We start from the raw sequence: 14028 nt of genomic DNA on the forward strand, positions 1-14028 counted from the left end.
GGTCCGGGGGGTGGACGGGAGAGCGCCGGGCGTCCCGGCGCACGTTCCGAAGAGCGACTATCCGGGTTCATGTGATGCCCGTCACGTTTTTGTACATTTCGTTCACATGCCGGTGATGTGCACGTCATGGAGGTCGAGCGATGAGGGGCCCTCGATGAGGGCGCCGCGATGAACGGGGTGCCGTGATGAGGCCGCCGATCCCGTGGGCGGGCCGGCGGTGGAGCCTGGCCGGGCAGCTGCTGGCGCTGCAGGCGGCCGTGGTCGCCCTGCTGGTGGTGCTCGGCACCGCGCTGGCGTACCTGGACGCGGCGCGCTCCGCCGACGCCCGCGCCCGCGAGAAGGTCACCGCCGTGGCCGCCACGCTGGCCCGCACCCCGAGCGTGCGCGAGGCGCTGGCCGGGCCCGACCCCAGCCGCACGCTGCAGCCGCTGGCCCAGCGGGTCCGCGCCGACACCGGCGTCGACTTCATCACGATCATGAACCGGAACCGGATCCGCTACACGCACGCCAACCCGGCGCAGATCGGCCGCCCCTTCCTCGGCAACGTCGGCCCCGCCCTGGCCGGGCGGACGTTCACCGAGACCTACACCGGCACGCTGGGGCCGTCCGTGCGCGCCGTCGCGCCCGTCTTCGACGAGCGGCGCCGGGTGGTGGCGATGGTGGCGGTCGGCATCACCATCCGCGTGATCTCCGCCGAGGTGCGCGGGCGGCTGGTCACGCTGGCCCTCATCGCGGCGGCGGTGCTGGCGGTCGGGATCATCGGCAGCGGCCTGGTCAGCGCGCGGCTGCGCCGGCAGACCCGGGGCGCGGCGCCCGCCGAGCTGCGCGCCATGTTCGACTACTACGAGTCGATCCTGCACGCGGTGCGCGAGGGCCTGGTCCTGCTCGACCGGGACGGCCGGGTCGTGCTGTGCAACGACGCCGCCCGCGAGCTGCTCGACCTGTCCGGCGACCCGGTCGGCCGCCCGGCCGCCGACCTGGGCCTGCCGGACGAGCTGGCCGCCGCGCTGGTGTCGGCCGAACCCCGGTCCGACGAGATCCACGTCGCCGACACCCGGGTGCTGGTCGTCAACACCGTCCCGGTGCGGTCCCGGGGCCGCGCCATGGGCACCGCCGTCACCCTGCGCGACCACACCGAGCTGCAGACGCTCACCGGCGAGCTGGGCGCGGTGCGCGGGTTCGCCGAGGCGCTGCGCGCCCAGGCGCACGAGGCCGCCAACCGCCTGCACACCGTCGTGTCGCTGGTCGAGCTGGGCCGCAGCGATCAGGCCGTCGAGTTCGCCACCGCCGAGATGCAGACCGCCCAGCGGCTCACCGACCGGGTGGTGGGCGCGGTCGGCGAGCCCGTGCTGGCGGCGCTGCTGCTGGGCAAGGGCGCCGACGCCGCCGAACGGGGCGTCGAGCTGGTCCTCACCGACGATTCCGCGCTCGGCGACGCGGTGATCGAGCGGGCCGGAATCGACCCCCGCGACCTGGTCACTATCCTCGGGAATCTGATGGACAACGCGATCGACGCGGCGCTCGAGGGCGCGGCCGCCCACGGCGAGTCGCCCAGGGTGGTGGTCACCGCCCGGGCGGACGGGGGCGAGCTGGTGCTGCGGGTGGCCGACAACGGTCCGGGCGTGGACCCCGAGCGCGTGCCCGCCATGTTCCGCCGCGGCTGGACCACCAAGCCCGCCGAGGGCCCGGTGGGGCACGGCCTCGGGCTCGCGCTGGTCGGCCGGGCGGTGCGGCGGTACGGCGGGTCCATCGAGGTCGCCCGCGACGTCGGCGCGGTCTTCACCGTCCGCCTGCCGCTGCCCGAGGGAGGCGGCCCGTGATCCGGGTGCTGGTGGTGGAGGACGAGCCGGTGGCCGCCGAGGCGCACCGGACGTACGTGGGACGCGTGCCCGGCTTCGCCGTCGCCGGGGTCGTGCACTCGGGGGCGGCCGCGCTGCGGTTCTGCGAGCGCACGCCCGTCGACCTGGTGCTGCTGGACTTCTACCTGCCCGACACCCACGGGCTGAAGGTCTGCCGGGCGCTGCGCGCCGCGGGCAGCACCGTCGACGTGATCGCCGTGACGTCCGCCCGCGACCTGGCCGCGGTGCGCTCGGCGGTGTCCTCCGGGGTGGTGCAGTACCTGCTCAAGCCGTTCACGTTCGCGGCGCTGCGCGACAAGCTGGAGCGGTACGCGCGGTTCCGGCAGCGCGTGGAGCGCTCCGGCGAGGTGGCGGGCCAGGCCGACGTGGACGCGATGCTCGCCACGTTGCGCACCCCCGACCGCGGCTCGCTGCCCAAGGGCATGAGCGAGGAGACCCTCCAGGTGGTCACCGAGGCGCTGGCGGGCGCGGACGAGGGGCTGTCGGCGGCGTCCGCGGCCGCCCTGACCGGCGTGTCCCGGGTGACCGCGCGCCGCTATCTGGAGTACCTGGCCGACCAGGGCGTGGTGGTGCGCCGCCCGCACTACGGCCAGGTCGGCAGGCCGGAGGTGCGCTTCTACCGGGTCGCCGCGGCGGAGTAGATCTTCGCAGGTCCGGGTACGTAACCCGCTGTCCGACCAGGACCGAACGGCAACGGGGGGATGCGCTGTGGGGGACCTGCACGACAACACCGATCGCACGGGCGCCGCGCGGGCGGGCGGCCGGGCCGGGGGCAAGGGCGCGGGACGGGACCGGCGCGCCGGCGGCGATGCCCGCCGCGGCGAGGTGCGCCGCGACGATACCCGCCGAAGCGAAGCCCGCCGTAGCGAGGCCCGCCGCGACGAGGCCCGTCCGGAGGACGCCCGGCGCACGGGACAGGTGCGCCGGACCCCGGACAAGGCCAAGCGGACCGAGGCGGCGAAGAAGATCAGGGCCATGTTCGAGCCCAAGCTGTAGCCGCCGCGCACGCGGAGGGCCGCCGGCCCTCCGCGTGCGACCGGGCGGTTGTGTTCCCGGACGCGCGGCGCTACGTTCGGGCGAGTGAGTTGGATTTTCCAACCCAAAGCCGAACGCGATCTCGAAAGGAACGCCGTGAGCAGTCCGACCACCCGGGCCGGGGACGCCGCAGCCGGCACGGCGGCGCGCGGGGCCCGGCCGGGGGCCGTCTTCGCCGTCGTCGCCGCCGGAGTGGCGATGTCCAATCTCGACATGTTCATCGTCAACGTGGCCCTGCCGCGGATCGGAGAGCGGTACGCGGGGGCACCGCTGTCGGAGCTGTCGTGGGTGCTCAACGCGTACGCGGTGGTCTTCGCCGCGCTCATGGTCCCCGCCGGCGGGTTCGCCGACCGGACCGGGCCCCGCCGCGCCTACCTGCTCGGCCTGGCGGTGTTCACGGCCGCATCGGTGGCCTGCGCCGTCTCGCCCGGGGTGTGGACCCTGGTGGCCGCCCGCGCCGTCCAGGCCGCCGGTGCGGCACTGCTCGTCCCCTCCTCGCTGGGCCTCCTGCTGGCCGCGACCCCGCCGCCGCGGCGGCCGGCCGCGGTGCGCGGCTGGACCGCCGTCAGCGGGCTGGCGGACCTGCTCGGCCCCGTCGCGGGCGGGCTGCTCACCCAGTTCGACTGGCGCTGGGTCTTCCTGATCAACGTGCCGATCGGGCTGGCGGTGCTGGCGGCGGGGGCGCGGCTGCTGCCCCGTCCGCCCGCCCGCGCGGACGGGACGCGGCCGGACCTGCCCGGCGCGGCGCTGCTCACCGCCGGGATCGCCGCGCTCGCCCTCGGCGTGGTCAGGAGCGACGACTGGGGCTGGACGGCGGCGCGGGTGGCGGGCTGCCTCGCGTCCGCCGCCGAGCTGCTGGCGCTGTGCGCGCGGCGGTCGGCGCGGCACCCGTCGCCGGTGGTCCCGCCCGGGCTGCTGAGGCTGCCCGGGTTCGGCCCGGCCACGGTCGCCGGCGTGCTGTTCTCGGTCGCGTTCGCCGCGATGCTGCTGTCGGCGGTGCTGTGGTGCCAGCAGATCTGGCACTGGCAGGCGCTGCGCACGGGGCTGGCGATCGCGCCCGGCCCGCTGATGGTGCCCGCGCTGGCGGTGGGCGCGGCGCCGCTGGCCCGCCGCCTGGGCGCCGGGCCGCTGTCGTTCCTCGGCTGCGCCGTCTTCGCGGCCGGCATCGGCTGGTGGATGTGGCGCGTGGAGGACGGCTACGCCGCCGGCATGCTGCCCGGCATGCTGCTGACCGGGGTGGGCGTCGGGCTGACCCTCCCCACGCTGATCGGGGCCGCGGTGTCCGCGGTGCCGCCGCAGGGCTTCTCCACCGGCTCCGCGGTGGTCACCATGGCCCGCCAGATCGGCACCGTCCTCGGTGTCGCGATGCTGGTGGCGCTGCTGGGCGCGGGCGGGCCGGGCGCGGTCTCCTTCGACACCGGCTGGCTGGGCACCGCGCTCGCCGCCGCGGCCGCCGCCCTGGCCTGCCTGACGCTGCCCCGCCCCCGCCGGCCCTGATGCCGGGCTGCGCCGCCGGATGTGATCACGCCCACCCGGAGAGTGGGTTGCTTCGTGCAACTGACCAGGAGAGAGTAGAAGCAGAACGAGATTCGGCCCGCTGGGGCCGACTCATCGAAGGAGATCCAGATGCGAGACGCGGTGATCGTGGAGGCGGTGCGCACGCCGGTCGCTAAGGGCAAGCCGGGCGGGCGACTGCACGGCGAGTACCCGGTCGACCTGCTGGCCCGCACCCTGAAGACCCTGGTGGAGCGGGCCGGGATCGACCCGGCCGAGATCGACGACGTGGTGGGCGGCGTGGTCACCCAGGTGGGCGACCAGGCGGTGAACGTCACCCGGTCCGCGGTGCTCGCCGCCGGGTTCCCCGAGAGCGTCCCGGCCACCACCGTCGACCGGCAGTGCGGATCCTCCCAGCAGGCCGCGCACTTCGCCGCGCAGGGAGTGATCAGCGGCGCGTACGACGTCGCGATCGCCTGCGGGCTGGAGTCGATGTCGCGCGTCCCGATGGGGTCGAACGTGCTGCCCGGCAGCGACCCCTTCGGCGCGCTCCTCCCCGAGCGCTACCCCGGCGGCCTCATCGGGCAGGGCATCGCCGCCGAGCGGATCGCCGCCCGCTGGAGGCTGTCCCGCGAGGAACTGGACGCGTTCGCCTGCGAGTCGCACATGCGCGCGCACGCCGCCTGGGAGAACGGCGAGTTCGACCGCGAGGTCGCCTGGACCGGGCAGCGCGACGAGACCATCCGGCCCACCACCTCGCCGGACGTGCTGGCCGGGCTCAAGCCCGCCTACTACGACCCCGTCTACGAGGAGCGGTTCCCCGAGATCGACTGGCGGGTCACCGCGGGCAACGCCTCCCCGCTCAACGACGGCGCGGCCGCGTTGCTGATCATGAGCGGTGACGCCGCCCGGCGGCTGGGGCTGCGGCCGCGGGCCCGCTTCCACTCCTTCGCGGTCACCGGGGACGACCCGCTGATGATGCTCACCGCGATCATCCCCGCCACCGAGAAGGTGCTGCGGCGCTCCGGCCTGGCCCCCGACGACATCGACCTGTTCGAGGTCAACGAGGCGTTCGCCTCGGTGGTGCTGGCGTGGCGGCACGAGCTCGGCGTCCCCGCCGACCGGGTCAACGTGCGCGGCGGCGCGATCGCCATCGGCCATCCGCTGGGCGCCAGCGGCGCGCGCATCATGACCACCCTTCTGCACGCCATGGAGGACCGCGGCGCCCGCTTCGGCCTGCAGACCATGTGCGAGGCCGGCGGCATGGCCAACGCCACCGTCCTCGAACGCCTCTGACGGCGCCCGGGAGGGGCCGGGGGCGGGCCCCTCCCGGGCGGAAGGCGAAACGGGCGCGTCGGAAAAACAAACCGACGTAGGCTGGGGCCCATGCCGAAAGACGCCGACCCGCGCGAGTGCTCCATCGCCGACGCCCTGCAGATCATCGGGGAACGCTGGAGCCTGCTGGTCATCCGCGAACTGGTCTACGGGGTGCGCCGGTTCGACGCGATCGCCCGCAACACCGGCGCTCCGCGCGACATCCTCACCACGCGGCTGCGCAAACTGGAGACCGCCGGGATCGTCCGCCGCGAGCTGTACAGCGAGCGCCCGGCCCGGTACGAGTACCACCTGACCGAGTCGGGCTGGGAGCTGAGCGACGTGCTGGCCGTGCTCATGAGCTGGGGCGACCGGCACATCAACCCCGACGACCCGCCCGTCCGCTGGACTCACGTCTGCGGCGAGCGCCTGCGGGCCCAGGTGGTGTGCGCCTGCTGCGGCCGCCCGGTCAGGGACGGCGCCACGCCCACCGGCCGCGGCGCCCGCACCTGACCCGCCGCCCGCGGGCGGGCGGCGCGGCCCCGGCCGGCCTCCTCACGCCGCGACGACGCGCAGCGCCTCGGCGATCTCCTTCACCTCGATGTCCGAACACGACGTCGCGATCCTGATCACCAGGTCGAACGCCTCGTCTTCGTTCAGCGCCGAGACATACCCGTTGGCGACGAGCATGATCTCCATCGTCGCCCATGCCGTTCGCTTGTTGCCGTCGACGAACGGATGGTTGCAGACGATGGAGTGGAGGAGGGCCGCCGCCTTCTCCTCCGCCTCCGGGTACGCCTCGACGCCGAAGGCGATCGTCTGAGGGCGGGCGACCGCGCTCTGCACCAGGCCGACGTCCCGCACGGCGGGCTCGCCGCCGAGCAGCCGCGCATTGATCGCGATCACCTGTTCGACGGTCGGGAAGATCATGTGTCGGCCAGCCGTCGGAACAGCCCTTCGCGCCGGGCGAAGACCTCCTCGGTGGCGGCGGAGATGGCGGCCTCCTGGGCACGGCGCGCCAGCAGCTCCTCGGCCGCCTGCACGAGGATCGAGTTCACGGAGGTGTGCTCGGACTTGGCGAGAGCGACCAGCCGCTCGTCGATGTCGTCGGGGATGCGGACGCTGCGAGTGGTCATGTCCGCAGCATAACTCGTTGTCATACCAGAATGGTATCGCCGAGTTGGCTCTATGTCATCGAACGGTCACAGACGGGTGAACTCTGTCCCCGCGCAGGGGGTCCGGGTTCAGCACTCGATCACATTGACGGCCAGGCCGCCGCGCGAGGTCTCCTTGTACTTGTCGAGCATGTCGCGGCCGGTGTCGCGCATGGTCTTGATGGCCTTGTCGAGGGAGACGAAGTGGCGGCCGTCGCCGCGCAGCGAGATGCGGGCCGCGCTGATCGCCTTGGTGGCGCCGACGGCGTTGCGCTCGATGCACGGGATCTGCACCAGGCCGCCGATGGGATCGCAGGTCAGGCCCAGGTTGTGCTCGATGCCGATCTCGGCGGCGTTCTCCACCTGCTCGGGGGTGCCGCCGAGCACCTCGGCGAGCCCGGCGGCGGCCATCGAGCAGGCCGAGCCCACCTCGCCCTGGCAGCCGACCTCGGCGCCGGAGATGGAGGCGTTCTGCTTGAACAGCACGCCGATCGCGCCGGAGGTGAGCAGGAAGCGGACGACGCCGGTGTCATCGGCACCGGGCACGAACCGGTCGTAGTAGTGCAGGACAGCGGGGATGACGCCCGCGGCGCCGTTGGTGGGGGCGGTGACGATGCGTCCCCCGGCGGCGTTCTCCTCGTTCACCGCCAGCGCGAACAGGGTCACCCAGTCCATCGCGTGCAGCGGGTCGGCGGGACGCTCGGCCAGCAGCTGGCGGTGCAGGTGGGGAGCGCGGCGCCGCACCTTCAGACCGCCGGGCAGCAGCCCCTCGCGGGTGCAGCCGCGTTCGACGCACGCGCGCATCACCCGCCACAGCTCCAGCAGCCCCGAGCGGATCTCCTCCTCGGTGCGCCCGAACGCCTTCTCGTTCTCCAGCATCAGCGCGGCGATCGACATGCCCGTGTCACGGCACAGCGCCAGCAGCTCGGCGGCGGACGCGAACGGATAGGGCAGGACGGTGTCGTCGGGCTTGATGCGGTCGGCGCCGGCGGCCTCCTCGTCGACGACGAAGCCGCCGCCCACCGAGTAGTAGATCCGCGAGCGCAGCTCGCCGCCGGAGTCGTCGTAGGCGGTGAACAGCATCCCGTTGGGGTGGCCGGGCAGGGACTGCTTGCGTTCGAACACCAGGTGCTCGCCGACGACGAACGGGACGTCGCGGGAGCCGAACAGCCGCAGCGAGCCGTTCGCCCGGACGGCGGCCAGCCGCTCGTCCACGGTGTCCACGTCGACGAGTTCGGGCTTGTCGCCCTCCAGGCCGAGGATGACGGCCTTGTCGCTGCCGTGGCCCTTGCCGGTCAGGCCGAGCGACCCGTAGAGGACCGCCCGGACGGAGGCGGTCTTGTCCAGCAGGCCGTCGCGGGCCAGGCCGCGGGCGAAGCGGTGGGCGGCCGCCATCGGCCCGCCGGTGTGCGAGCTGGACGGTCCGATTCCGATTTTGAAAAGGTCGAAGACGCTGATGGCCATCGCTGAGATCCCTCCGTGACCGGGGGGTCGCCCCGGTCACGGGAGGCGCTAGAGGGTCGGGTACAGGGGGTGCTTGTCGGCGAGGGCCCGCACGCGGGCCGCCAGGGCCGCCTGGTCGAACGACGGCTGCAGGGCCGCGGCGATCACGTCGGCGACCTCGGCGAAGTCCTCGGCGGTGAAGCCGCGGGTGGCGAGGGCGGGGGTGCCGATCCGCAGGCCCGAGGTGACCATCGGCGGACGCGGGTCGTTGGGCACCGCGTTGCGGTTGACGGTGATGCCGATCTCGTGCAGCCGGTCCTCGGCGTCCCGGCCGGTCAGCTCGGAGTCGACCAGGTCCACCAGGACCAGGTGCACGTCGGTGCCGCCGGTCAGCACCTTCACCCCGGCCTTGGCCGCGTCCTCGGCCAGCAGCCGCTCGGCCAGGATGCGGGCGCCCTCCAGGGTGCGGGCCTGCCGGTCGCGGAACTCCGCCGACCCGGCGATCTTCAGCGCGACCGCCTTGGCGGCGATCACGTGCTCCAGCGGGCCGCCCTGCATGCCCGGGAACACCGCCGAGTTGATCTTCTTGCCGTACTCCTCGCGGGCCAGGATCAGCCCGCCGCGCGGACCGCCGAGGGTCTTGTGCGTGGTGGTGGTGACAACGTCGGCGTACGGGACGGGCGAGGGGTGCAGCCCGGCCGCGACCAGCCCCGCGAAGTGCGCCATGTCCACCATGAGCAGGGCCCCGACGGAGTCGGCGATCTCGCGGAACGCCGCGAAGTCCAGCTGCCGGGGGTAGGCCGACCAGCCCGCCACGATCATCTTGGGGCGGTGCTCGGCGGCCAGCCGGGCGACCTCCTCCATGTCGATGCGGCCGTCCTCGGGCCGCACGTGGTAGGCGACCACGTTGAGCAGCTTGCCGGAGTAGTTCAGCCGCATGCCGTGGGTCAGGTGCCCGCCGTGCGCCAGGTCCAGCCCGAGGATGGTGTCGCCGGGCTGCAGCAGGGCGAAGTAGACCGCCGTGTTGGCCTGCGCGCCCGAGTGCGGCTGGACGTTGGCGTGCTCGGCGCCGAACAGCTCCTTGGCCCGGTCGATGGCCAGCTGCTCGGTGACGTCGACGTGCTCGCAGCCGCCGTAGTAGCGCCGCCCCGGGTAGCCCTCGGCGTACTTGTTGGTCAGCACCGAGCCCTGCGCCTCCAGCACCGCGACGGGCGCGAAGTTCTCCGAGGCGATCATTTCCAGCGTGCCCTGCTGGCGGCGCAGCTCGGCGGCGACGGCCTCGGCCACCTGCGGGTCGACGGCCGCCAGGGACTCGTTGAGGGACACGGTCAGCTCTCCTCGATCAGCTTGCTGTAGGCGGTGGCGTCGAGCAGGTCGCCCGGCTCCTCGCTTACCCGCACCTTGAAGATCCAGCCCTCGCCGTACGGGTCGTCGTTGATGACCTTCGGCTCGTCCACCACCGTGGCGTTGATCGCGGTGATCTCGCCGCTGACCGGCGAGTAGATGTCGCTGACCGACTTGGTCGACTCCACCTCCCCGCAGGGCTCCCCGGCCTCGACGGTGTCGCCCTCGCCGGCCTGCAGCTCGATGAAGACGATCTCGCCCAGGGCGTCGGCGGCGTGCTGGGTGATGCCGACGGTGACGATGCCGTCCTCGTTGTCGAGGCCGGACACCCACTCGTGCTCCTCGCTGTAGCGGAGCTGTTCCGGAACGCTCACGTTCGTTTCTCCCAGGTTTTTCAGGATCGCTTGTAGAACGGCAGGGGGACGACGTCGACCGGTTCGTGCCGGCCGCGGACGTCCACGGCGAGCCCGCTGTCCGCGGCGCCGCTGTCGACGTACGCCATGGCGATCGGCCTGCCCAGTGTGGGCGACGGAGCGCCGCTGGTCACGACGCCGCACGGCGTGCCGTCGGAGCCGACGACCGGGTACCCCTTGCGGGGCGCCCGGCGGCCGCGCGCGACCAGCCCCACGAGCCTACGGCCTGGCGCGGTCTCGGCCTGCGCCGCGAGCGCGGACCTGCCGACGAAGTCGGCCTTCTTGCCGAGCTTGACCACCCGGCCGAGCCCGGCCTCGTAGGGGGTGGTCTCGGCGGTCAGCTCGTTGCCGTACAGCGGCATGCCCGCCTCCAGGCGGAGGGTGTCGCGCGCCGACAGCCCGGCGGGCACCACGTCCTCGGCGTCGGCGAGCCTCCGCCACAGCGCCACGGCGTCGCCGGGGGAGACGAACAGTTCGAAGCCGTCTTCGCCGGTGTAGCCCGTGCGGGCGATGAGCGCGTCCACCCCGCCGACCTCCCCCGCCAGGACGGCGTAGTAACGCAGGTCGGCCAGCGGGGCGTCGGTGTGTTCGGACAGGACGGCCTGGGAGCGCGGGCCCTGCAGCGCGATCAGGGCGTAGGAGGCGGAGCGGTCGTCGACGGCCGCCTCGAAGCCGGCGGCCCGCTCGGTCAGCTCCGCGCGGACGGTGTCGGTGTTGGCGGCGTTGGCGACCACCAGGAACGTCTCGGCGGCGAGCCGGTAGACGATCAGGTCGTCCAGCACGCCGCCGTCGGGCGCGCAGATCATCGTGTAGCGGGCCTTGCCGACCGCCAGGGGGGACAGCTCGCCCACCAGCGCGTAGTCGAGTGCCGCGCCGGCCCCGGGCCCGGACACGAAGATCTCTCCCATGTGGGACAGATCGAACAGACCGGCCGCGGTGCGCACGGCGCGGTGCTCGGCGGTCTCGCTGTCGTAGCGCAGCGGCATCCGGTAGCCCGCGAAGTCGACGAGCGTGGCGCCGAGGTCGGCGTGGACCTCGTACAGCGGCGTCTTCCTGGACATGGGTGGGCTCCTTCATCGCGGGGGCGCGCGTCGGGACGGGCATCATCATCGTCCCATCGGCGCACCGGCGTCGTCGGTGCCTCCCCCTCTGTCATCGGCGCCTGAGAGCTTCACCCCTCGGGGGTTTTCACCTTCGGCGGGGGACGGCGTCCCCGCTTTCCAGAGGGCGCCTGGCCTGCGCGGTCCTGGGGCCTGAGAGGTTCCGGGGAGGATTTGCTCCTTCGGCGGCCCCCGCCGGCTGCGAGGGCGCTCTCCCGCGCGGGATCAGCGGCGCACGGCCAGCGTATCAGCGGCCCGTCCTCCCGCGTAGGCCCGCGTCGCACCCCTCCCGGGGTATGCCCGACCTGGGCACGCGCGGCCGGGAACGCCGCGGGACGCCCGAACGGCCCGCTACGGCCAAGGTGCACTCGTACGCGGTCGGATATACGGCTCATGACGTACCCTGAGCGGGTCGCCGAGATCACAGGAGGGTGCCACGGTGGACTGGCTGACGGGGGTGCTGATCCTCTTCCTGGGCCTGATGGCGTCCATCGCGCTGCACGAGCTCGGGCACTTCTCCTTCGCCAAGCTGTTCGGCGTGCGCACCACCCAGTTCATGGTGGGCTTCGGGCCCACGCTGTGGTCGCGGACCAAGGGTGAGACCGAGTACGGGATCAAGTGGATCCCGCTCGGCGGCTACATCCGCATGATCGGCATGCTGCCGCCGCGCCGGGGCGACCGGCCCGGGCAGGTCCGGCAGGTCTCCACCGGCCCGTGGCAGGGGCTGATCGAGTCGGCCCGCGGCGCGGCGCTGGAGGAGGTCCGGCCGGGCGACGAGAACCGCGTCTTCTACGCCAAGCCGTGGTGGCAGAAGCTCATCATCATGTTCGCCGGACCGGCCATGAACCTGGTCCTGGCCGTGCTGTTCTTCGCGATCCTGCTGATGGGCATCGGCACGCCCACCCCGCAGCCGGTGATCGGCTCGGTGGCCAAGTGCGCCATCCCGGCCGGGCAGGAGACCACCGAGTGCCCGGCGAACTACACGCCCACGCCCGCCGCGCAGGCGCGGCTGCAGGCGGGGGACCGGTTCGTCTCCTACGACGGCCGCAAGATCTCCTCCTACGAGCAGCTGCAGGAGCTGATCCGCGACTCCGGCGGCCGCACCGTGCCCGTCGTCGTCGAGCGCGACGGCCGCACGCTGCACCTGAGCATCGCCGTCACCCGCAACCAGATGTACGACCTCAAGGACCCCGACAAGATCGTCAACGTCGGGTTCCTCGGCATCACCCCGCTGCAGGAGCGCGAGCGGCAGGGCCCGGTGGCCGTCGCCGAGTACATGGGCGAGCTGACCGCGCACACCGCCGGGGCGCTGGTGCGCCTGCCCCAGCGGATGGTCGGGGTGTGGCAGGCGGCGTTCGGCGGCGAGGAGCGCGACCCCAACGGGCCGATCGGCGTGGTCGGGGTGAGCCGGCTCGGCGGCGAGATCGCCGCCTCCGAGAGCCCGGTGGTGGAGAAGCTGGCGATGTTCATCGCCCTGCTCGGCTCGGTGAACCTGGCGGTCGCCCTGTTCAACCTGATCCCGCTGCTGCCGCTGGACGGCGGGCACATGGCCGGGGCGCTGCTGGAGGCGCTCAAGAAGGCCGTCGCGCGGCTGCTCGGCCGGCCCGACCCGGGGTACGTGGACGTCGCCAAGGCGCTGCCGGTGACCTACGTGATGGCCGCCGTCCTGATCGTCATGGGCGGGCTGCTGATCTACGCCGACCTGGTCAACCCGATCAAATTCTCCGGCTGACGGCCCGCCCGCCGGGCGGGGGCGCCGGGGTCACGGCGACGCGGGCAGCTCGCCGGTCTTGTGGAAGGCGCGCAGCGCCTCCAGGTACGGGGTGATGTCCAGCCCCTGCTCGGCCAGCCACGCGTCCGACCCGTACGACCCCGCGTACCGCTCCGCGCCGTCGCAGATCAGCGTGACCACGCTGCCGCGTTCGCCGCGCGCCAGCATCTCCGCGATCAGCTCGACCGCGCCCCACATGTTGGTGCCGGTCGAGCCGCCGACGCCGCGCCCGGTGACCTCGGCGGTCCAGCGCATGGCGGCGATGGACGCCGCGTCCGGCACGTGGATCATCCGGTCGATCACCGACGGCAGGAACGACGGCTCGACCCGGGGCCGGCCGATGCCCTCGATCCGCGAGCCCGCCGCGGTGCGGGCCGGGTCCTCGTCGCGGAACGCCCCGAAGAACGCCGACCCCTCCGGGTCGACGACGGCCACCCGCGTCTGGTAGCGGCGGTAGCGCGCGTACCGGCCGATCGTCGCCGACGTGCCGCCGGTGCCCGCCCCCACCACGATCCACGTCGGCTCGGGGAAGCGCTCCAGCCGCATCTGCTCGTAGATCGACTCGGCGATGTTGTTGTTGCCGCGCCAGTCGGTGGCGCGTTCGGCGAAGGTGAACTGGTCCATGAAATGGCCGCCGCACTCCTCGGCCAGCCGCCGCGACTCGGCGTAGATCGCCGCCGGGTCGTCCACCAGATGGCAGCGGCCGCCGTGGAACTCGATCAGCTCGATCTTCTCCCGGCTGGTGGAGGCCGGCATCACCGCCACGAACGGCAGGCCCAGCAGCCGCGCGAAGTAGGCCTCGCTGACCGCCGTGGACCCGCTGGACGCCTCGATGATCGTCGTGCCCTCCCGGATCCACCCGTTGGCCAGCGCGTACAGGAACAGCGAACGGGCCAGGCGGTGCTTGAGCGAGCCGGTCGGATGCACCGACTCGTCCTTGAGGTACAGATCGACGCCCCATTCGGGCGGCAGGGGGAACACGTGCAGGTGGGTGTCCGCGCTGCGTCCGGCGTCCGCCTCGACCTTGCGGATGGCCTCGGCGATCCAGGCGCGCGACCCCGGGTCGCAGCGGTCCACGACGTGGCTCATGAGCGGCCTCCC

Annotated in this window: 14 protein-coding genes and 2 riboswitches; of the genes, 7 read left to right on the forward strand and 7 right to left on the reverse strand. The window is 73.3% G+C overall.

Translation table 11 applies throughout. From position 1 onward, the window contains the following. Nucleotides 1–185 precede the first annotated feature (185 nt). The 6 genes from ABD879_RS06955 to ABD879_RS06980 all read left to right on the forward strand — a co-directional run bounded on the left by ABD879_RS06955 (nucleotide 186) and on the right by ABD879_RS06980 (nucleotide 6215). Nucleotides 186–1820, forward strand: a complete 1635-nt coding sequence (locus ABD879_RS06955) for a sensor histidine kinase (RefSeq protein WP_345018590.1) — start codon at nucleotides 186–188, stop codon at nucleotides 1818–1820. Then, nucleotides 1817–2500, forward strand: a complete 684-nt coding sequence (locus ABD879_RS06960; RefSeq protein WP_345018592.1) for a response regulator — start codon at nucleotides 1817–1819, stop codon at nucleotides 2498–2500. The genes ABD879_RS06955 and ABD879_RS06960 overlap by 4 nt, the downstream gene beginning before the upstream one ends. 67 nt (nucleotides 2501–2567) lie before the next feature. Then, nucleotides 2568–2855 carry a hypothetical protein gene (locus ABD879_RS06965; RefSeq protein WP_345018594.1) on the forward strand — a complete coding sequence of 96 codons (288 nt, stop codon included), beginning with the start codon at nucleotides 2568–2570 and terminating at the stop codon, nucleotides 2853–2855. Nucleotides 2856–2990: 135 nt separating this feature from the next. After that, nucleotides 2991–4391, forward strand: a complete 1401-nt coding sequence (locus ABD879_RS06970; RefSeq protein WP_345018595.1) for an MFS transporter — start codon at nucleotides 2991–2993, stop codon at nucleotides 4389–4391. 129 nt (nucleotides 4392–4520) lie between these two features. Then, nucleotides 4521–5684 carry a thiolase family protein gene (locus tag ABD879_RS06975; RefSeq protein ID WP_345018596.1) on the forward strand — a complete coding sequence of 388 codons (1164 nt, stop codon included), beginning with the start codon at nucleotides 4521–4523 and terminating at the stop codon, nucleotides 5682–5684. Nucleotides 5685–5774: 90 nt separating this feature from the next. Continuing rightward, nucleotides 5775–6215 (forward strand): winged helix-turn-helix transcriptional regulator, encoded by a 441-nt coding sequence (locus tag ABD879_RS06980; RefSeq protein WP_345018597.1) that lies wholly within the window; start codon nucleotides 5775–5777, stop codon nucleotides 6213–6215. Between the two features lie 42 nt (nucleotides 6216–6257). On the opposite strand, the gene ABD879_RS06985 is transcribed toward ABD879_RS06980, so the two are convergent. From ABD879_RS06985 to gcvT, 6 genes are all read right to left on the reverse strand, one after another. Beyond that, nucleotides 6258–6608 carry a type II toxin-antitoxin system death-on-curing family toxin gene (locus ABD879_RS06985; RefSeq protein ID WP_345018598.1) on the reverse strand — a complete coding sequence of 117 codons (351 nt, stop codon included), beginning with the start codon at nucleotides 6606–6608 and terminating at the stop codon, nucleotides 6258–6260. A gap of 20 nt (nucleotides 6609–6628) precedes the next feature. Then, entirely contained in the window at nucleotides 6629–6838 is a 210-nt protein-coding gene (locus ABD879_RS06990; RefSeq protein ID WP_345018599.1) for an Arc family DNA-binding protein, read from the reverse strand. Between the two features lie 108 nt (nucleotides 6839–6946). Beyond that, nucleotides 6947–8320, reverse strand: a complete 1374-nt coding sequence (locus ABD879_RS06995) for an L-serine ammonia-lyase (protein WP_345018600.1) — start codon at nucleotides 8318–8320, stop codon at nucleotides 6947–6949. A 48-nt stretch (nucleotides 8321–8368) separates the two neighbouring features. Then, nucleotides 8369–9631: a serine hydroxymethyltransferase gene (locus tag ABD879_RS07000; protein ID WP_345018744.1), complete on the reverse strand. Its 1263-nt coding sequence runs from the start codon at nucleotides 9629–9631 to the stop codon at nucleotides 8369–8371. Next, a complete protein-coding gene (gcvH, locus tag ABD879_RS07005; protein WP_345018602.1) occupies nucleotides 9628–10017 on the reverse strand; it encodes a glycine cleavage system protein GcvH in 390 nt (129 codons plus the stop codon). Before gcvH ends, ABD879_RS07000 begins: the two co-directional genes overlap by 4 nt. Before the next feature lie 20 nt (nucleotides 10018–10037). Further along, nucleotides 10038–11117, reverse strand: a complete 1080-nt coding sequence (gcvT, locus tag ABD879_RS07010) for a glycine cleavage system aminomethyltransferase GcvT (protein ID WP_345018604.1) — start codon at nucleotides 11115–11117, stop codon at nucleotides 10038–10040. An 84-nt stretch (nucleotides 11118–11201) separates the two neighbouring features. Next, nucleotides 11202–11284: riboswitch (glycine riboswitch) on the reverse strand. Between the two features lie 3 nt (nucleotides 11285–11287). Continuing rightward, a riboswitch (glycine riboswitch) is annotated at nucleotides 11288–11384 on the reverse strand. Between the two features lie 211 nt (nucleotides 11385–11595). Between gcvT and ABD879_RS07015 the strand changes: the two genes are divergently transcribed. Next, on the forward strand, nucleotides 11596–12888 hold the full coding sequence (locus ABD879_RS07015; RefSeq protein WP_345018606.1) for a M50 family metallopeptidase: 1293 nt from the start codon (nucleotides 11596–11598) through the stop codon (nucleotides 12886–12888). Nucleotides 12889–12918: 30 nt separating this feature from the next. Here the strand turns inward: ABD879_RS07015 and cds1 are convergent, their stop codons facing one another. Next, complete coding sequence (gene cds1, locus ABD879_RS07020; protein ID WP_345018608.1) at nucleotides 12919–14016, reverse strand: L-cysteine desulfhydrase Cds1; 1098 nt, start codon at nucleotides 14014–14016, stop codon at nucleotides 12919–12921. Nucleotides 14017–14028: the final 12 nt, after the last annotated feature.

The sequence above is a fragment of the Actinomadura keratinilytica genome (assembly GCF_039539665.1).
Taxonomy (GTDB): domain Bacteria; phylum Actinomycetota; class Actinomycetes; order Streptosporangiales; family Streptosporangiaceae; genus Spirillospora; species Spirillospora keratinilytica.

What these genes read in the sequence shown, in the direction of transcription:
- ABD879_RS06955 (WP_345018590.1), top strand. Translation starts at nt 186, where the DNA reads ATGAGGCCGCCGATCCCGTGGGCGGGCCGGCGGTGGAGCCTGGCCGGG.
- ABD879_RS06975 (WP_345018596.1), top strand. Translation starts at nt 4,521, where the DNA reads ATGCGAGACGCGGTGATCGTGGAGGCGGTGCGCACGCCGGTCGCTAAG.
- ABD879_RS06980 (WP_345018597.1), top strand. Translation starts at nt 5,775, where the DNA reads ATGCCGAAAGACGCCGACCCGCGCGAGTGCTCCATCGCCGACGCCCTG.
- ABD879_RS06990 (WP_345018599.1), bottom strand. Translation starts at nt 6,838, where the DNA reads ATGACCACTCGCAGCGTCCGCATCCCCGACGACATCGACGAGCGGCTG.
- ABD879_RS06995 (WP_345018600.1), bottom strand. Translation starts at nt 8,320, where the DNA reads ATGGCCATCAGCGTCTTCGACCTTTTCAAAATCGGAATCGGACCGTCC.
- gcvT (WP_345018604.1), bottom strand. Translation starts at nt 11,117, where the DNA reads ATGTCCAGGAAGACGCCGCTGTACGAGGTCCACGCCGACCTCGGCGCC.
- cds1 (WP_345018608.1), bottom strand. Translation starts at nt 14,016, where the DNA reads ATGAGCCACGTCGTGGACCGCTGCGACCCGGGGTCGCGCGCCTGGATC.